At 29.9% G+C, this 17,198-nt stretch carries 23 protein-coding genes; 9 read left to right on the plus strand and 14 right to left on the minus strand.

Translation table 11 applies throughout. From position 1 onward, the window contains the following. The first annotated feature begins 265 nt into the window (after positions 1-265). The 4 genes from Q0678_RS02740 to Q0678_RS02755 all read left to right on the plus strand — a co-directional run bounded on the left by Q0678_RS02740 (position 266) and on the right by Q0678_RS02755 (position 3,830). Positions 266-1,525 carry a dihydroorotase family protein gene (locus tag Q0678_RS02740; RefSeq protein ID WP_299053509.1) on the plus strand — a complete coding sequence of 420 codons (1,260 nt, stop codon included), beginning with the start codon at positions 266-268 and terminating at the stop codon, positions 1,523-1,525. Between the two features lies 1 nt (position 1,526). After that, positions 1,527-1,856 carry a hypothetical protein gene (locus tag Q0678_RS02745; protein WP_299053511.1) on the plus strand — a complete coding sequence of 110 codons (330 nt, stop codon included), beginning with the start codon at positions 1,527-1,529 and terminating at the stop codon, positions 1,854-1,856. A gap of 14 nt (positions 1,857-1,870) precedes the next feature. Continuing rightward, positions 1,871-2,512, plus strand: coding sequence for an alpha/beta hydrolase-fold protein (locus tag Q0678_RS02750; protein WP_299053514.1), 642 nt, complete (start codon positions 1,871-1,873; stop codon positions 2,510-2,512). Positions 2,513-2,594: 82 nt separating this feature from the next. Further along, the gene (locus Q0678_RS02755; protein ID WP_299053517.1) at positions 2,595-3,830 is read left to right on the plus strand and encodes a DEAD/DEAH box helicase; all 1,236 of its coding nucleotides are present in this window, start codon (positions 2,595-2,597) and stop codon (positions 3,828-3,830) included. A 5-nt stretch (positions 3,831-3,835) separates the two neighbouring features. Here the strand turns inward: Q0678_RS02755 and Q0678_RS02760 are convergent, their stop codons facing one another. The 6 genes from Q0678_RS02760 to Q0678_RS02785 all read right to left on the minus strand — a co-directional run bounded on the left by Q0678_RS02760 (position 3,836) and on the right by Q0678_RS02785 (position 8,580). Continuing rightward, positions 3,836-4,456 (minus strand): class I SAM-dependent methyltransferase, encoded by a 621-nt coding sequence (locus Q0678_RS02760; RefSeq protein WP_299053520.1) that lies wholly within the window; start codon positions 4,454-4,456, stop codon positions 3,836-3,838. A 47-nt stretch (positions 4,457-4,503) separates the two neighbouring features. Beyond that, entirely contained in the window at positions 4,504-6,024 is a 1,521-nt protein-coding gene (locus Q0678_RS02765; RefSeq protein WP_299053522.1) for an ATP-binding protein, read from the minus strand. A 4-nt stretch (positions 6,025-6,028) separates the two neighbouring features. Further along, a complete protein-coding gene (locus Q0678_RS02770) occupies positions 6,029-6,514 on the minus strand; it encodes a Rab family GTPase (RefSeq protein WP_299053525.1) in 486 nt (161 codons plus the stop codon). Positions 6,515-6,528: 14 nt separating this feature from the next. Then, on the minus strand, positions 6,529-7,341 hold the full coding sequence (locus Q0678_RS02775; protein ID WP_299053528.1) for a cell envelope biogenesis protein OmpA: 813 nt from the start codon (positions 7,339-7,341) through the stop codon (positions 6,529-6,531). Beyond that, complete coding sequence (locus tag Q0678_RS02780; protein WP_299053530.1) at positions 7,342-7,695, minus strand: hypothetical protein; 354 nt, start codon at positions 7,693-7,695, stop codon at positions 7,342-7,344. Between the two features lie 102 nt (positions 7,696-7,797). After that, positions 7,798-8,580, minus strand: coding sequence for an MBL fold metallo-hydrolase (locus Q0678_RS02785; protein ID WP_299053532.1), 783 nt, complete (start codon positions 8,578-8,580; stop codon positions 7,798-7,800). A 79-nt stretch (positions 8,581-8,659) separates the two neighbouring features. On the opposite strand from Q0678_RS02785, the gene Q0678_RS02790 reads away from it, so the two are divergent. Genes Q0678_RS02790 through Q0678_RS02805 form a run of 4 tightly spaced genes read left to right on the plus strand, consistent with a single transcriptional unit; the run spans position 8,660 to position 11,722 of the window. Next, positions 8,660-10,108 (plus strand): TonB-dependent receptor, encoded by a 1,449-nt coding sequence (locus Q0678_RS02790; RefSeq protein WP_299053534.1) that lies wholly within the window; start codon positions 8,660-8,662, stop codon positions 10,106-10,108. 48 nt (positions 10,109-10,156) lie between these two features. After that, positions 10,157-10,705, plus strand: a complete 549-nt coding sequence (locus Q0678_RS02795; protein ID WP_299053536.1) for an RNA polymerase sigma factor — start codon at positions 10,157-10,159, stop codon at positions 10,703-10,705. A gap of 33 nt (positions 10,706-10,738) precedes the next feature. Next, positions 10,739-11,260, plus strand: coding sequence for a hypothetical protein (locus Q0678_RS02800; RefSeq protein WP_299053539.1), 522 nt, complete (start codon positions 10,739-10,741; stop codon positions 11,258-11,260). A gap of 9 nt (positions 11,261-11,269) precedes the next feature. Beyond that, positions 11,270-11,722, plus strand: coding sequence for a sensor of ECF-type sigma factor (locus tag Q0678_RS02805; protein WP_299053542.1), 453 nt, complete (start codon positions 11,270-11,272; stop codon positions 11,720-11,722). 13 nt (positions 11,723-11,735) lie between these two features. Here the strand turns inward: Q0678_RS02805 and Q0678_RS02810 are convergent, their stop codons facing one another. The 8 genes from Q0678_RS02810 to idi form a co-directional block, all read right to left on the minus strand. After that, positions 11,736-11,930, minus strand: a complete 195-nt coding sequence (locus Q0678_RS02810; RefSeq protein WP_299053544.1) for a hypothetical protein — start codon at positions 11,928-11,930, stop codon at positions 11,736-11,738. A 128-nt stretch (positions 11,931-12,058) separates the two neighbouring features. After that, positions 12,059-12,319 (minus strand): hypothetical protein, encoded by a 261-nt coding sequence (locus Q0678_RS02815; protein WP_299053547.1) that lies wholly within the window; start codon positions 12,317-12,319, stop codon positions 12,059-12,061. A gap of 28 nt (positions 12,320-12,347) precedes the next feature. Continuing rightward, the gene (locus tag Q0678_RS02820; RefSeq protein WP_299053551.1) at positions 12,348-12,974 is read right to left on the minus strand and encodes a chloramphenicol acetyltransferase; all 627 of its coding nucleotides are present in this window, start codon (positions 12,972-12,974) and stop codon (positions 12,348-12,350) included. Then, positions 12,971-13,672, minus strand: coding sequence for an HAD family hydrolase (locus Q0678_RS02825; RefSeq protein ID WP_299053553.1), 702 nt, complete (start codon positions 13,670-13,672; stop codon positions 12,971-12,973). Before Q0678_RS02825 ends, Q0678_RS02820 begins: the two co-directional genes overlap by 4 nt. Position 13,673: 1 nt before the next feature. Then, positions 13,674-14,405, minus strand: a complete 732-nt coding sequence (gene kdsB, locus Q0678_RS02830; protein ID WP_299053555.1) for a 3-deoxy-manno-octulosonate cytidylyltransferase — start codon at positions 14,403-14,405, stop codon at positions 13,674-13,676. A gap of 5 nt (positions 14,406-14,410) precedes the next feature. Beyond that, a complete protein-coding gene (locus tag Q0678_RS02835; protein ID WP_299053558.1) occupies positions 14,411-15,388 on the minus strand; it encodes a type I phosphomannose isomerase catalytic subunit in 978 nt (325 codons plus the stop codon). 1 nt (position 15,389) lies between these two features. Beyond that, entirely contained in the window at positions 15,390-15,803 is a 414-nt protein-coding gene (locus tag Q0678_RS02840; RefSeq protein WP_299053560.1) for a 6-carboxytetrahydropterin synthase, read from the minus strand. A gap of 24 nt (positions 15,804-15,827) precedes the next feature. Then, the gene (gene idi / locus Q0678_RS02845) at positions 15,828-16,364 is read right to left on the minus strand and encodes an isopentenyl-diphosphate Delta-isomerase (protein ID WP_299053564.1); all 537 of its coding nucleotides are present in this window, start codon (positions 16,362-16,364) and stop codon (positions 15,828-15,830) included. A gap of 117 nt (positions 16,365-16,481) precedes the next feature. Here idi and Q0678_RS02850 point away from each other — a divergent pair, with 117 nt between their 5' ends. Further along, positions 16,482-17,171 (plus strand): peptidylprolyl isomerase, encoded by a 690-nt coding sequence (locus tag Q0678_RS02850; protein WP_299053566.1) that lies wholly within the window; start codon positions 16,482-16,484, stop codon positions 17,169-17,171. Positions 17,172-17,198: the final 27 nt, after the last annotated feature.

Genomic DNA, 17,198 nt, shown 5'->3' on the forward strand with positions numbered 1-17,198 from the left:
CAACAAAACTAAACAAAAACTTATAGCGACATTTTTATTAAACAAGACTAAATAATCAAGTAACTAAAAAGTGTTTTTAACTAGAAACAGACACCTCTAACAATTACCATTTATAGACATATTAATGATTTAAAAACAACATCTAATTCCTTATTATTTTAAGGAAATTAAAAAAAGTAAAAGTTCGTTCACTTTAGAAATGGTTTTTACAGTTGGCAATTGTATCTTTGTTATTAGGTATTTTTATATTAAAATTCTAAACAACATGACAACGCTTTTAAAATCGGCAACGATTATAGATCCTTCAAACCCTTATCATCATCAAAAAAAAGACATTCTAATTGTAGATGGTATTATTAAAAATATTGCTAATACAATTAAAGCAGAGAATAATTATACTGTTGTAAAAAAAGAAAACCTTCATGTTTCTTGTGGTTGGTTTGATACAAGCGTTTCTTTTGGTGAACCTGGTTTTGAAGACAGAGAAACCATTAAAAACGGTTTAAACACCGCTGCAAAAAGTGGCTTTACGGCAGTAGCTGTAAACGCAAACACTGCTCCTATTATTGATAATAAATCTTCCGTAGAATTTTTAATAAATAAAGCTGTAGGCTCTGCAACAAAACTTTACCCAATTGGCGCGTTAACCAAACAAAGCAAAGGAGTAGACATGGCAGAGTTATATGACATGCAACAATCTGGCGCCATCGCTTTTAGTGATTACAACGCCCCGATAGAGAATGATAATTTAATGAAAATTGCTCTTTTGTATGCCCAAAACTTTGAGGGACTTATTGTTAGCTTTCCAAAAAATAACGCCATTTCTAGAGACGGTAATGCAAATGAAGGAATAAATAGTACTAAATTAGGACTTAAAGGAACCCCTTCTTTAGCAGAACACATACAAATTGCTAGAGATTTATTTTTACTAGAATACACTGGTGGCAAACTACACATACCCACTATTAGCACACAAAAATCTGTATCTTTAATTGCAGATGCAAAAAAGAAAGGATTAAACGTTACTTGCAGTGTTGCTGCACATCACCTTTTTCTTACCGATGATGAGTTACATCAATTTGACAGCAACTTTAAAGTAACACCTCCTTTAAGAACAAAAACTGATATAAAAAGCCTTCAAAAAGGAGTTAAAAACGGGGTTATCGATATCATCACATCAGATCACAACCCAATTGACATAGAACATAAAAAGGTTGCTTTTAACGAGGCATTAGACGGTACAATTGGGCTAGAAAGTGCTTTTGGCGCAATAAATACCGTAATTAACCTTGATGATTTTATAGAAAGCATCACAAGCAAACCTAGAGCCATCTTTGGTTTAAAAGAAACATCAATTACAGAAAATAATGTAGCAGATTTATCTCTTTTTAACCCAAGCATTGATTATACTTTTACAGAAAAAGCTATATTATCAACCTCTAAAAACAGTGCTTTTATCAACAAGAAACTAACCGGTAAGGCATATGGAATTTTTGCTAACAATCAATTAATTTTAAACGAATAGCATGAAAGAAAATACAGTTAACGAAGGCAAAACTACCGCAATTATAAGTTATATTACAATTATAGGTACAATCTTAGCTCTTTTAATGAATAGTAGTAAAAAGAATTCTTTTGCGGCATTTCATATCAGACAAATGATGGGACTTGTTATTTTAGGCCTTATAAATCAATACTTTATTAAAGCATATATTAGCGATATAGCTGCTGTAATTATTGCAATCGGTCTTTTTATTTCATGGATTATAGGGTTCGTTGGAGCTGTTAAAGGACAAGAAAAAGTAATTCCTTTTATAGGTGATAAGTTTCAAGAGTTATTTAGAAATATCAATTAAACCACAACTTATTGATGAGTAATTTAAACTACGTTTTAAGAGAGCCTAAAAAAACAACCGAAAATCCGCCGTTACTAATTCTTCTTCATGGATACGGAAGCAATGAACAAGATTTATTTTCTTTTGCTGATGAATTACCAGACGAACTTTTAATAGTAAGTGCTCAAGCTCCGCTTTCTATGGGCGCAGGAAGTTATGCTTGGTATTCAATTAATTTCGATGAAATAAACGGTAAGTTTTCAGACCTTAAACAAGCCAAAGAGTCTATTGATAAAATTGCTGTTTTTATTGATTTTATAAAAAACAAATACAATACAAATCCACTAAAAACCTTTACTCTAGGTTTTAGTCAAGGAGCAATACTTAGCTACTCTTTAAGCTTTTTTTACCCAAATAAAGTACAACACATTTTAGCTTTAAGCGGCTACATTAATACAGATTTACTACCGACTACAATTTCTAAAGAAATTACAACCAACTACTACTGCTCTCACGGAACTGTAGATCAAGTTTTACCCGTAGAATGGGCTAGAAATAGTAAACCGTTTTTAGATAACTTACACTTAAATAATGTTTATTCTGAATATCCTGTTGGACATGGTGTTGCACCTCAGAATTTTTTCAGTTTAAAAAAATGGATTGAAGAACAACTTTAAATCCTACACAAAACTAGCTTAAATACTAGTTAAATTAACACCTATCGCTACAATTAAACTACCTTTGTAAAAAATATACTACATGCAGTTTTCAGAACTACCTTTACATGCTTCTTTGTTAAAAGCAATTTCAGAAGAAAGATTTCATACCGCTACTTTAGTTCAGCAAAAGGCAATTCCGCTTATTTTAGCAAAAAAAAACGTTATTGTTTCAGCACAAACAGGGACAGGAAAAACAGCTGCATTTGCACTACCAATTCTTCATCTTTTACATGAAAAAACTACTGCAAGTAATGACGTAAAAAAAATAAAAGCATTAATTGTTACTCCAACCAGAGAACTAGCAATACAAATTTTAGAAAATTTTAAAAGCTACGGCAAATACACAGATATTAGCGCTACAGCAATTTTTGGAGGTGTCTCTTTAGAGCCACAAAAAGAAATACTAGCCAATGGTGTTGATGTTTTAATAGCAACTCCCGGAAGATTGATAGACCTTCAATTACAAGGAAATGTAGATTTAAGTACTATTGATTTTTTTGTTCTTGATGAAGCCGATTTAATGTTGGATATGGGTTTTATTACAGATGTAAAAAAAATTGAAAAACTATGCCCGAAAAAAAAACAAACCCTACTTTTTTCGGCAACAATTCCAGAAAAAATAGACGAATTAGCAAAAACCACTTTTAAAAACCCTATCAAGGTAGAAATAAACCCAGATGAAACTACCGCCAAAAATATTGGGCAACTATTGTACTATCTTCCTAAGAAAAACAAAACAGACCTTTGTTTGCACTTACTTAGAAATACTATAAATGGCAAAATTATTATTTTTAGACGCACTAAATTTGGTGTAGACAAACTAGAAGAATCTTTAATTAAAAACGGATATAAAGTTGCTAGTATTCATGGCGATAAAACGCAAGTAATTAGAAACAAAGCAATTGAAGATTTTAAAAATAAAAAAGCGAATATTTTAATAGCAACAGATGTTGCTGCAAGAGGTATAGACATTGTTAATGTAGATGCAATTATTAATTTTGACATTCCTAATATTCCAGAAACATATGTTCACAGAATAGGACGAAGTGGTAGAGCTGGTAAATCTGGTATTGCTTTTTCTTTTTGCTCGCCAGACGAAAATAGCTACATAAAAAGCATAGAAGCTTTAATTGAAAAAAAGATTAAAATTATAGATGATCATCCGTATTTAATCTCTAAACCAAAACACACTAAAAAACAACCTAATACCATCAGTAAAAATAAAAAAGGAAGAAAATCTGAAGCTTCAAAAAAGAAAAAGAAGCGTTGGTACTAAAAAAGTTACCGCGTTTTATATAAAGTAGTTACAATTACACCTTTATTATCCTCTAAAAACACACTACTTAACTGTTTTTCTGAAACAATTTTAAAATTAAATGGTGGTAATGAAATAACAACACCACTTTGTTTTTTAAGCCGAATCCCTAAGCTAGTAATAACATCTTTGTTTGGTATAAAATTACCAACAGGCAAGTGCTCCGTTAGTATAACATACTTATATTTAGACAGCTTTTTAAGAACATTTACAATCTCTTTATTAGATAAATGTTGTAACACCTGCCTAAGAATTGCACAATCTGCTTGCGGCAAAACATCTTTAGAAATATCTAAACACCTAAATTCTAAGTTGGGATACATAAAATTTACGGTATTGTAATCTATTAAAGACTGAACAATATCAATGCCTATATATTTATTAGAGAAAGGCACAAACTCTTTTCCTATATTAAAATCTCCACAACCTAAATCACAAATAGATAACGGGGTTTTAAATGATTTTAAAAACGAAGTAACTGCTTTTAAATATGGCTCAGTTATATATGAAAGATGAGAACCATCGCCAGAATAAAATTTTGAAGAAGGTTTTTTACCCCAAAAACCCATTTCATAAATCTGACTCATTACCTTTTTGGTAGGCCATCTTATTTTTTCTTTATCAGCCAAAAAAATTAAATTACAGCGGTTATTTTTTCTATAAAGTTTTTAACTGTAAAGGGTTTAGAAATAACTCCTAAAAAACCCAATTGCAAATATCTATCGACATCTCTGGGAGCCGTATTTGCTGTTAATGCCAAAAAAGGTGTGTTTAAATTATACGCTACAAAAGATTTTTTGTGCTTTATCAACTCATCACCAGTCATGTTTGGCATATTAATATCTAGCAGAATTACATCAAAACTTTCATTTTCAATTTTAGAGAGTGCTTCCAATCCATCATTTACAATAGTAATAGAAACATTTTCTTTTTTTAAGATATGTGCCGCTATGGTTTGATTTAAAACATCATCATCTGCAACTAGTATTTTTTTACCTTTTAAAACATCTTTAAGTTCTAACGAAGTATTTGTAGCTACTTTTTTATGCGCTATCACTTTATCAAAAGGAATTTCTACAAAAAAACGAGAACCAACATCTAACTTACTTTCAACTTTTATAGTTCCGTTCATTGCATTTACAAGTCGTTTAACAATTGCCAAACCTAAACCAGAACCACCATGAACTCTATTATCATTTAACTCATTCTGCTCGTATTCGTTAAATATTTTTTCACTTTGCGCCTCAGACATCCCTCTGCCAGTATCTGCAACTTCTAAAATTAATATTGCCTTATTTTTAGACTCACTTTGTAACTTAACAGAAACTAAAACACTACCTCTATTTGTAAATTTTAACGCATTACTAATTAAATTAGACACTATTTGATAGAATCTTACTGGATCTCCTAACAGTATTTCCGGAATCTCTTTAGAGCATAAAAAATCTAAAGAAACCTGATCATTTAAATTTAGTTGTTTATAATCGTTCTTTAAGTTTTGTAAAATATCCGTAATCGATATTTTCTTAGAAACCAACTCTAACTTACCAGCTTCTATACGAGATAAATCTAAAATATCATCAACAATAACCGTTAAATTTTTACCAGCTGAAGTTAAATTCTTTACATATTGAGCAACTTGACTATTAATATTTTCTGACGAAATCATCTCGGCATAACCAATAATAGAATTTAATGGATTTCTAATTTCATGGCTCATCATTGCCAAAAAACGAGATTTCTCTTCATTAGCTTGATCTGCAATTTTACGCAGGTTGGCTAGTTGCTTATTTTTTTCATCAATTTCTCTTTTGATTAAAAAAATATCATTCCTATTTTGGTTTAATTGCTCTAAATATTTATAAACATTCGTTCTATTATGAATCAATACATCAATATACTTCTGATGTTTAAAAATCTCTAAATCTACATTAAACTCTTGCCCTTCAGATACTATTACCATACCCTCTAACAAAAAAGACTCATTTAACACTAAAGCCTCTAAAGTACCTTCTAAAAAAGGACAAACATTAAAAATAGTGGTATTAAATAAAAAAGCTTTTTTACTAAAATTACCCGCAACACAACGCTGTATTACACCAGAATAATTGGTTGTTAGCTGTATGAAAGAATCTTCTATTTTCGAGGGAGTCACTTTATTATAAATTTAAAGTTTGTGCCGTGAGTTGCATAAAAGCATCCTCTACATTATCGTTCTCTTTTGCACTTGTAATTAGATCTATATTTATAGGAATTTTATCTTTTAGAGCAGTTACCTCTTCTGGTGCTAACAAATCTTTTTTATTACCTACTACTGTAATATTTTTTAAGTTAGATAAGTCTCTAATCACTTGCAGTTTTTGATCAATATCCTCGTAAGTTTCCTCTCTAGAAACATCAAAAACAAACATAGCAGCATGAGCACCAAGAAAGTACGCTTTAGGTATTTTTTCATTACCAGAAGTACCCGCAACATCCCAAATCATTAATTTTATAGTTTCGTTTTTGTAAGCAACTATTTTTTTACTTACACGAACACCTATTGTGCTAATATAATCTTCTGAAAACTCATTTAAAACAAACCTTCTTATTAAAGATGTTTTTCCTACTCCAAAATTACCAACAAGTAATACTTTTTTTGCCACCATATTTACAACGATTAACTCTGTATGACTAGTTGTTTAATTATTTGCTCATTCAATCGATCTTCATCCGTTAGATAAGAACGGTCTCTTAAAATTATTTCTGCTAGATTATTTATGTCATCAGAAATTTTTTCTGCAGCTTCTTGGTTAAATACTCCAGAAGTTGCAATAGCAATATAAATGGTTTTAAAATTTTTAATAGAGAGCTGAAAAGTTTCAAATTTAATGTTTTCTAAATCTTGCCCTTCTTTTTGAAAAGCGTCTTCGGCAAAAGATTTTATAGCAGTTAACATACCAGAAACCATATCTTTATCTGCAATATTACCTCTAGAATAACTACCCGAAAGTAAGCCAGAATCTTTTTCGATAACAAAAACTTCTTCTAAAACACATTCAAAAACCTCTTCTAAAACAGCACTTGCATTACTAGATTTACCCTTAAAAAATCTTTTTAAAATCTCTTTTACAGAAAACTTTTCTTTGATTGTTTTGTTAATAGAATCAGAAAGTTTAGTAATTTCAGAAACAATAAATTTTTTAACCATTTTACCCATAATTGGGTACAAGGCTTCTACTACTTCGTCTTGCGAGTCTCTAATTTGAACTTTAATGGTTTCTGTTATGGTGTCTCCAAAGTATTCTGGAAACTTATTACGAAGATCTAAAATTTTCTCATCTATTAAAGGAGAAACTCTTTTTGAAAGTTTTTCTTGTAGAATAATCTCATTACTAAGAGACTCAAACTTATCTCTATCTTCGGCCAGTAAAAGCTCTCTGAGCAACTCAAAACGATTGTCTATATTGTTATCTGCAGGTGTTTTCTTCATCTATTCTTGCAACATCAATGCAATTTTCTCTAGGGCTTTTCCTAATTTTTTTCTATCGGCTTTTTCATCATCTAAATCTGCCAGTTTCTTCTCAAAATCATCTGTTAAGTCTTGAAACTTATGATCCATTAAACTTTCTAAATCTGCTAACTTCGCTTCTATATTAGAAACTGCTTCAGAAAGATTTTTTTCTGTTTGATTTTCGAGGGATTTAATTTTATCGTAAACATCTGCAAATTCAGTAGAATATTGCTGCATGTTTTCACCAAATATCAAATCTCTAACGGCAGCAATTCTATCGTCAATTTTATTATTTTCGACTACTGGCGCTTCTTTTTGTATATTTTTTTCCATTGATACTAAAATTGGGTATTTTATTTTCTTAATTCTTTTTTTTTAGGCACTTAAAAATAAGTGGTTTAAACAAATATACACTAAAAAAGAGTTTCTAAAAATCTAAAGGGTAATTTTTAATCCATCAAACGCTAAAAAGACATTTTTGGGTAGTATTTTAGATATTTCTTTATGAAAACCTAATTTATGACTTATGTGAGTAAAATAGGCCTTTTTGGGGTTTATCTCTTTAACAAACTGCAAAGCTTCCTCTAAATTAAAATGTGTTGGATGCGTTTCTATTCTTAGTGCGTTTACAATTAAAACATCTAAATTTTGTAACTTTTTTCGCTCTTCATAAGACACATATTTAACATCGGTTAGGTATGCTAAATCTCCAAATCTATAAGCCATAATTGGCAATGTACCATGTAAAACATTTATCGGAGTAACCTTTAATCCTGCTAAATTAAAAGAAGAATTATTTACTAAAACAGGCAACACAGTTGGCGCTCCTGGATATTTATTTTCTTTGGTAAAAATATACTCGTACCTTTTCTCTAAACTAGTTAAAGTTCTTTCATTTAAATAAATAGGCATCTCTCCTATCTGATAACAAAATGGTCTTAAATCATCTAAACCACCAATATGATCTGCATGTTCGTGTGTAAAAAAAACTCCCTGTAAAGATGTTACATTTTCTCGCAACATTTGTTGCCTAAAATCTAAACCACAATCTACAGTGTAGCTAACATCGCCCCAAGAAACCAGAATTGATGACCTTAACCGTTTATCTTTCATGTCTTTAGACAAACAAACAGGATCTTTACTAGCAATCATTGGCACTCCATGAGAAGTACCTGTACCTAAAAAAGTAACCGTTATTTGTTGTTTTTTAACATTCATTGGCACAAAAATAAGATAAATAATTGACTGATAGCCGTCTATTTTAGTACATTTGTTTTATAATTTAAAATAGCATTGTATGGCAATTTCTTTAAAAGGAGACCAAGAAATTAGTAGTGTTCCTACTACTAAAAGTAAAGCTTTAAGAATTAATTTAAATACTGACATCTACGGTACATTTGCAGAAATTGGCGCAGGGCAAGAAACGGCTCGTAACTTTTTTAGATCGGGTGCAGCTTCTGGTACAATTGCAAAAGCAATGAGTGCTTATGATAAAGATTTTTCTGATGCTATTTACGGCATGGAAGAAGACAAACGCTACGTAACTCAGCCTCGTTTGCAGAGAATGCTAGGCCATGAAATAGATTTGATGGAAGATCGTCTAAGCCGTCAAAAACACCCAGACAAATTGTTTTTTAGTTACGCTAACACAGTAACAACCATAGATTTTGCAAAAAAATTTAAAGGTCATGGTTGGGTGGGTATTCGTTTTCAACTAGATCCATTAGAAGGCTATAATGAAATAATTTTACACTTACGTTTTAAAGAAACAGATGCTCGTTTACAACAAGAAACACTTGGTATATTGGGTGTTAATTTAATTTACGGTGCTTTTTACTTGAATGACAACCCTAAAGACTTAGTAAAATCTTTTTACGACAATCTTGGAAGCGATCAACTAGAAATAGATATGATTAATTTCTCTGGACCACGTTTTATGTATGTAGACAACCGATTGATGAGTCTTCAATTACTTAAAAACGGAATGACAAATGCAGTTATGTTTGGCCCTGATGGTAATAACTTATTGCCGGCTCAAGTGCTATACAAGAAAAACATATTAGCTTTACGTGGTAGCTTTAGACCTGTTACTAAGGTAAACATGGATATGTACGAAAAATCTAAAAAATTATTTTTAGCAGAAAATAAAGTTGAAGAAAGCAAAACACAAATAATTTTTGAAATTACACTTAGCAACCTTACTTCTGAAGGTAAAATTAATGAACGTGATTTCTTAGACAGAGCAGAATTACTATGTTCTTTAGGACAAAATGTAATGATTACAAGTTTCCAGCAATACTTTAAATTGGTAGAATACTTTAGTGAATTTACCAAAGAAAGAATGGGCTTAACAATGGGTGCTCAAAATCTAATTCAAATTTTTGATGAAAAATACTACAGAAATTTAAGTGGTGGTATCTTAGAGGCTTTCGGAAAACTATTTTACAGAGATTTAAAGGTATACATGTACCCTTATCATGATGCTAAAACAGACACCTATATTGATAGTGAAAATTTAAAAGTTCACCCAAGAATGAAAGAGCTTTACAAGTTCTTTAAAAATAATGGTAAATTAGTAAACATCGATAATTGCGATAAAGAAATACTTGACATCTTTTCTAGAACTGTTCTAAAAATGATTTTAGATGGTAAAAATGGCTGGGAAGAAATGCTACCAGAGGGAATTGCTGATACAATAAAGCAAAAAAGGCTTTTTGGATATTCTAGATCTAGAGTTAAAAAATAAATTAAACCTTTTTACCTCTTAGGTGTCTAATTGGTATATATAAAATAATTGGTAGAAGAGGCACTTTTAATACAACAATTAAAAAACAGTAAAACTAAAAACAAGGCTTTTAAAATAGTTGTTTCAGACTATAAAGAGCGTTTGTATTGGCATATTCGTAAAATTGTAATCAATCACGATGATACAGATGATGTTTTACAAAACACCTTTATAAAAGTTTTTAAAAACATAGATACTTTTAAAGAAGATAGTAAATTATTTTCTTGGATGTACAGAATTGCCACCAATGAATCGATTACTTTTATCAATAAAAGAGCAAAAAAAAACACACTTAACATTGAAGATTATCAACAAGAGTTAGTTTCTAACCTTCAACACGATGCTCTTTTTACCGGTAATGAAATTCAATTAATATTACAAAAAGCAATTGCTACTTTACCACAAAAGCAGCAATTGGTTTTTAACATGAAGTATTTTGATGAATTAAAGTATAAAGATATCTCTGAAATACTAGACACCTCTATTGGCGCCTTAAAAGCATCATATTTTCATGCAGTAAAAAAAATAGAAACCTACATTAAAGAAACAAAACATTAAACCTTTATTAAAAAAGAGAGTCTTAAGAATAGTATGAATAAAAATAAAAAACAAAACGAGCTTAACATGTTCTCTTTACAAAACAAAGAGAGTGGTTTTTCTGTTTCTGATAATTATTTTGATACTTTAGAAAAAACTGTCCTTACAAACTTAAGTACCTCTAAATTCCCTAAAGAAAACGGATTTAAAGTCTCTAACAATTACTTTTCTGAGCTAGAGAGTAAAATTATAGAAAACACCTCTAATTCAAATAAAAAAACAAAAGTAGTTTCTATAAATAAACAATTTATAAGAATAGCATCGGGTATTGCAGCAGCTGTATTATTTTTTATCACTTTAAATTACAACACAAATTCTAAAACTACATTAGATAGTTTATCTGAGTCAGATTTCGAATATTGGCTAGATATTAATAGTCTAGAAAATAACGATATTACAGCTATTTTAGAAAATGATATTATTAAAGATATTGATTTTTCTTTTGCTAACATAGACGACAGTAATATTGAAGATTATCTTACTGATCGAGAATTAACTTCTATCTTAAACGAATAAAGTAACACAATGAAAAATATAACTTTAATTTTAAGCATTTATTTATTTAGCATAAGCATTGTTAATGCTCAAGATAAAAAAGAAAGTAGAGAAAAAATAAGAACGCTAAAAATAGCTTATTTAACAGAACAGCTAAATCTTACTACTAAAGAAGCTGAAAAATTTTGGCCTATTTACAATTCTTTTGATAAAGAAAAACAATTGCTAAAAAGCGAGTTAAGAGCGCAAACAAAAAAAGTATTAAATGACGCAAACACACTAGAGCATGTTTCTGATGAAGTAGCCGAAAGATTGGTTAATTTAAAATTAAGTACCGACAAAAAAATATTAGAAATAGAAACTTTGTTTGTATTTAAAATAAAAAAAATAATTTCTTACCCTAAAATTATTCAACTGCAGTTTTCAGAAATGGAGTTTGGCAGGAAACTAATGCATAAATACAGAAAAAAAAGGAAGCTATAAAGCTTCCTTTTTTTTATTTAATTAATGCTAAACAAGAATATAATTCTGGTTTATTGGATGTGAATTGTTTTAACCAAATTGTCAACTCATCTATTTCATAGGGTAACAATCTATTTAAAGCTTTTTCTAATTCTTTACAAAACAAATCTGAATTAAAACTTACTTTTTTTAATATGGTTTTGGTGTACTCAAACATTGCTCTTGCCATTATTATAAAAATTAAATTATACAATTAAAACGTTAACTAATGTCTTTTAGTATTTATACCAAATTTAACAAAAAGACCATCATTTATAAAAATGATGGTCTTAAATTTTACTTAAAGTTTTATTAAAACTATAAACCGTTAATTTTTTCTACTAAAGCTTTTGCTTTAACTTCTAAATCTTGGTTAATTGCTTTAAAATGCGCTTTTTTATTTTCTACTTTTTTATCATTAATTTTTGATACTAAAGTGTCGAAAGTTTCGATTGCCTCATCAATAATTGCATCTCCCTTTTTAGGAACATTTTTTAAAATTGAAACATCTAATGCGTATTCAATAACATCTCCTAAAACGTAATTGATATCTTTTTTTAAGTTTTTAATACTTGCCATAACTTTTTATAAATTTAATGTTGCAAATTTAGGTCTTTTTATCTAATTGTTTCTGATATTCTTCAAAAAATAACCCAACATGATAACCATCTACCAAAGCATGATTGACAGAGATAGCTACAGGCATTTTAATTTTTTCGTTTTCTGTAAATGTTTTTCCAAAAGATAGCTTAGGCACACTCTCATTTTTTAATCCAGAAACTGGCTCTATTTGACTTGTAAAAGTAAACCACGGTAAAGCAGAACAATAAATGCAATTATTGGCATTTACTGGCGGAAATAATTCGGTAGAATTTAAAATTCGTTCTTTTTCATCTAAAAAATTTTGATTGAATGTTTCAAAATCTTCCGAAAAGTTGATAAAAGAAAATCCAAAAGTATTGTCTTTTCGTGCAATCGTTGCAGATGCATGTATTACATCACAAATAACAACTTTGTCTTCTTGCAACCTATATTTAAAGTTTTCAATAGCATTTAAAGCTTTTAAGCAAGCATGTAAATACAATAAAAAAAATGATTGTTTTGTTTCTTTTGATGTATGATAAGCCTTGGTTACATCAACAGTAACAGTTACACCAAAATAAGGATTTTGTAAACTCTTAAAATGATTAAACTGTTGTTTTCTATTCCAGTTTTCTATATCTAAATACCTCATAAGCTTGACACCATTTCTTTAATACTACTTATTGTTTTGTAGGTACTAGCTGCTTTTTCATTATCGTTAACCTCTTCATGCGCCCAAGTTGTATGAAAAGGAACATGTATTGCAGTAGCGCCTATTTCTATTAAAGGTAAAATATCAGACTTTAAAGAATTACCTATCATTAATAATTCTGATGGATGAATGTCTAAATGTTTTATCAACTTTAAATAATCTTTCACTTTCTTATCACTCATCACTTCTATATGATGAAAATAATCACTTAAATTAGACTTCTCTAACTTTTTTTCTTGATCTAGTAGATCTCCTTTTGTAGCAACAATTAATTTATAATTAGAAGAAAGTTCTTTTAAAACTTGCTCAACCCCGTCAATCAATTCAATAGGTTTCGCAAGCATTTGTTTTCCAATAGTTACAATTTGCTCTATTATTTTTGGAGACACCTGATTGTTAGAAATTTCTAATGCACATTCTATCATAGAAAGTACAAAACCTTTAATTCCATATCCATAAACAGGCAGGTTTTTAATTTCTTTTTTATATAACTCTTGATGAATTTTATTTTCAGTTTCGTAATTCGCTAATAGCTTTGCAAATTCGTTTTCTGCATCTCTAAAATAAGTTTCATTAACCCAAAGTGTGTCATCTGCATCAAAAGCTATTACCTTTATTTTACTATCAATTAACTTCATATTATTTATTTAAAAACTGGATTGCTTTTTCTAGGTCTTCTGGCGTATCTATCCCAACAGCTTCTACATCTGTTTCTACCATCATAATTTTTTTACCAATTTCTTGATACCTAATTGCCTCTATTTTTTCAGCGGCTTCTAAGGGTGTCATTGGTGTATTATAAAAATCTAAAAGGGCTTGTTTTCTAAACGCATAAACACCTTTATGCTTGTAATATTTAACGTTTACATCTGTTGCCCTATGAAATGGGATTACGCTTCTAGAAAAATAGATTGCCAAATTATTAACATCTGTAATTACTTTTACGTTGTTAGGGTTTTCTATATCCTCTTTGTTAGTAATTGCAACTTTTAATGATGCCAAATCAACTTTTTGATCAATATCTTCTTTAAAAACTGCTACCAGTTTCGATAAAGAAACAGTGTCTATAAAAGGTTCATCTCCTTGCACATTAACAACAATGTCTGCCGCAATATTTTCTACTGCTTCTGCAATTCTATCAGAACCACATTCGTGCTCTTTAACACTCATAATTACCTTACCACCAACCTCTTTAATGGTCTTAAAAATAATATCTGAATCTGTAACAATATAAACATCATCAAATAAATTTGTTTTTAAGGCAGCTTCATAGGTTCTTAAAATAACAGGTTTACCACCTAAGTCTTTCATTAGTTTTCCCGGAAAACGGCTTGCACTGTAACGTGCCGGTATCATTGCAATTATTTTCATAGTATTTATTGAATGTAAACCTCTAAAAGAACGGAAGTTTCTTTTGAAGTAATTGTAAGATGATTGATACAGTTAGGCACTAAAATAGTTTCTCCTATTTGTAATTTTTCTATTTGATTTTTATACTGAAACTCAACACAACCTTCTACACACATGTAAATTACAAAACTATCTTTCTGTGAATGATTTAATGCTACAGAACCTTCTATCGGTAAGATATTTGTTGTAAAATATGGGCATGTAACAACTTCTGAAACCGTATTTTGCCTCTTAGAATAGTCAGTTTTATAAGGATTTTTAACGCTAAAATCAATTGCATCTAAAGCATCTTCTGTATGTAATTCTCTAGAAACACCTTTTGAGTCTTGCCTATCCCAGTCGTATATGCGATATGTAACATCACTTGTTTGTTGAATTTCTGCTAGCATTACTCCTGCTCCTATTGAATGAACTCTTCCAGACGGAATAAAATAAACATCGCCTTTTTTTACCTCATCAAAATTTAAAACTGTTGTTAGTGTTTTATTTTTTAAATGATCTACATATTCTTTTGGTGATATTTGCTTATTAAAACCAGCAATTAAATTCGCTTTTTCATCTGCTTGCATTACATACCACATTTCTGTTTTACCAAATGAATTATGTCTCTGTTTGGCCAAAGCATCGTTTGGATGCAGTTGTATACTTAGCGCCTCTTTGGCATCTATAAATTTTATTAAAAGCGGAAAATTATCTCTAAAATGGTTGTAAACTTTTACCCCCATTAAATCAGATTTATAATCGGATATTAAACTAGTTAAAGTGGCTCCTTTTAAGCCTCCGTTACTAACAACAGACACCTCATTTTTAACATCAGAAATCTCCCAACTTTCTCCAATTGCTTCTTTGTTAGATACTTTATGTAAGATTGTTGTAAGCTTTTTACCTCCCCAAATCTTTTCTTTTAAAATTGGGGTGAATTTTATAAGCTGATGTATTTTCAAATTAGTTTCCAGAATAAGTTACAAAATTTCGAGGGGTTTCATATAATTTAATAGACAGGTCTAAATTTCTATTAATTTTAGTTCTTAATTTATCATAAATAACTACAGAAATATTTTCTGCTGTAGGGTTTACTTCTTTAAATTCAGCTACTTCTACATTTAAGTTTTTATGATCAAATGCTTCTTCTACCTCTTCTTTTATTAATTTTCTTAAAATTGATAAGTCCATTACAAAACCAGTCTCTTTGTCAATTTCTCCGGTTACAGAAACCTCTAAATCATAGTTATGACCATGAAAGTTTGGGTTGCTACACTTACCAAAAACAGCGGTATTTTTTTCATCAGACCAATCTTTTCTATACAACCGATGGGCGGCATTAAAATGTGCTTTTCTATGAACTGTTACTTTTGGCATATTTTTAAATTAAACTATTGATAATTAATTGTTTTCTGATTGTAAATGAGCTTCAATTTTATGGTACGATTCTTTAAATATAATTTTAAACCAAGCGGTATACTCTTGCGGATTATTTTCTATATCTAATTGAACATCAGATAATTTCATCCACTTAAAATCTTCTACCTCTTCTTTATTTACTATTGGCGAGTCTTCAAAATAACCAACCATAACGTGGTCTAATTCGTGCTCTGTTAAGCCATTATCAAATGGTGCTTTGTAGATGAAAGAAAATAGTTCTTTAAGCGATGTTACAAAGCCCATTTCTTCTTGCAATCTTCTTTTACCTGCTTGTAAATTTGTTTCACCATCTCGCTGATGAGAACAACAAGTATTTGTCCATAATAATGGCGAATGGTATTTACTTGCAGCTCTTTGCTGTAGCATTAACTCTCCTTTCTTATTAAATACAAATACTGAAAAAGCTCTATGTAAAACCGCCTTTTCATGTGCTTCCATTTTTGGCATTAAACCAATCGGATTGTCTTTTTCATCAACTAAAACTACTTGTTCTTCCATAGTAGCAAAAATAAGAAATTAGGTGTTTAATAGCTCATAATTCAATAAAAAATATGGTTTCTATGCCGTTTTATTTTGATATTTTATATTTGCACTCTTTTACTCTTAATCCTTTTCATGAAAAATACCCGTATTTTATTTTTTTTAATTGCAATAGCAATGCTTTTTCAATGCAAAGAAAAACAAGCAAACACCACTACATCTAAAAACATAAATCAGAAAAAAAAGCAATTAAAAAAACCTATTGAAAAAGCTTGGGATAGTTTAAATAGACACAATACAGAAGCCTTTTTAACTGAATTTGGGAAACAAAACCCAGAGACATTGGTCTTAATTAAAACCGATTTTGGCAACATAAAAATTCGCTTATTTGAAGATGTACCAATGCATAGAGCTAATTTTATTTTCTTAACCAAAATTAAATACTTTAACACTACCGTATTTTATAGAATTGCAAAAAACTTTGTAATACAAGGTGGTAATTCTGATGAAATGTACACTCAGAAAGAACGAAGAAAATACGGTAACTACCTTTTAAAACCTGAATTTATAAAAAACAGAAAACATGTTTTTGGGGCGCTAGCTGCAGCAAGAGAATATGAGAATAATGACGACAAACTATCTAGCCCTTTTGAATTTTATATTGTACAACAAAAAGGCGGATCTCATCACCTAGATAATGAACATACCGTATTCGGACAAGTAATTGAAGGTTTTAGCACTATTAATAAGATTTCTAAAGTAAAAGTTGGGGTTGATGAATGGCCTGTAAACGACGTGAAAATGACCATTGAAATTATAGAATAAAACCTATCTTTGCACCTCAAATTTTGT

This window comes from uncultured Polaribacter sp. (assembly GCF_947497125.1).
In the GTDB taxonomy this organism is placed as follows: Bacteria; Bacteroidota; Bacteroidia; order Flavobacteriales; family Flavobacteriaceae; genus Polaribacter.

Bases quoted from the DNA above. Each gene is read 5' to 3' on its own strand.
- Q0678_RS02850 (WP_299053566.1), top strand. From the start codon at position 16,482: ATGAAAAATACCCGTATTTTATTTTTTTTAATTGCAATAGCAATGCTT.
- Q0678_RS02780 (WP_299053530.1), bottom strand. From the start codon at position 7,695: ATGGAAAAAAATATACAAAAAGAAGCGCCAGTAGTCGAAAATAATAAA.
- Q0678_RS02840 (WP_299053560.1), bottom strand. From the start codon at position 15,803: ATGCCAAAAGTAACAGTTCATAGAAAAGCACATTTTAATGCCGCCCAT.
- Q0678_RS02815 (WP_299053547.1), bottom strand. From the start codon at position 12,319: ATGGCAAGTATTAAAAACTTAAAAAAAGATATCAATTACGTTTTAGGA.
- kdsB (WP_299053555.1), bottom strand. From the start codon at position 14,405: ATGAAAATAATTGCAATGATACCGGCACGTTACAGTGCAAGCCGTTTT.
- Q0678_RS02800 (WP_299053539.1), top strand. From the start codon at position 10,739: ATGAATAAAAATAAAAAACAAAACGAGCTTAACATGTTCTCTTTACAA.
- Q0678_RS02825 (WP_299053553.1), bottom strand. From the start codon at position 13,672: ATGAAGTTAATTGATAGTAAAATAAAGGTAATAGCTTTTGATGCAGAT.
- Q0678_RS02755 (WP_299053517.1), top strand. From the start codon at position 2,595: ATGCAGTTTTCAGAACTACCTTTACATGCTTCTTTGTTAAAAGCAATT.
- Q0678_RS02790 (WP_299053534.1), top strand. From the start codon at position 8,660: ATGGCAATTTCTTTAAAAGGAGACCAAGAAATTAGTAGTGTTCCTACT.
- Q0678_RS02775 (WP_299053528.1), bottom strand. From the start codon at position 7,341: ATGAAGAAAACACCTGCAGATAACAATATAGACAATCGTTTTGAGTTG.
- idi (WP_299053564.1), bottom strand. From the start codon at position 16,364: ATGGAAGAACAAGTAGTTTTAGTTGATGAAAAAGACAATCCGATTGGT.
- Q0678_RS02750 (WP_299053514.1), top strand. From the start codon at position 1,871: ATGAGTAATTTAAACTACGTTTTAAGAGAGCCTAAAAAAACAACCGAA.
- Q0678_RS02810 (WP_299053544.1), bottom strand. From the start codon at position 11,930: ATGGCAAGAGCAATGTTTGAGTACACCAAAACCATATTAAAAAAAGTA.
- Q0678_RS02745 (WP_299053511.1), top strand. From the start codon at position 1,527: ATGAAAGAAAATACAGTTAACGAAGGCAAAACTACCGCAATTATAAGT.
- Q0678_RS02805 (WP_299053542.1), top strand. From the start codon at position 11,270: ATGAAAAATATAACTTTAATTTTAAGCATTTATTTATTTAGCATAAGC.
- Q0678_RS02760 (WP_299053520.1), bottom strand. From the start codon at position 4,456: ATGAGTCAGATTTATGAAATGGGTTTTTGGGGTAAAAAACCTTCTTCA.
- Q0678_RS02785 (WP_299053532.1), bottom strand. From the start codon at position 8,580: ATGAATGTTAAAAAACAACAAATAACGGTTACTTTTTTAGGTACAGGT.
- Q0678_RS02820 (WP_299053551.1), bottom strand. From the start codon at position 12,974: ATGAGGTATTTAGATATAGAAAACTGGAATAGAAAACAACAGTTTAAT.
- Q0678_RS02740 (WP_299053509.1), top strand. From the start codon at position 266: ATGACAACGCTTTTAAAATCGGCAACGATTATAGATCCTTCAAACCCT.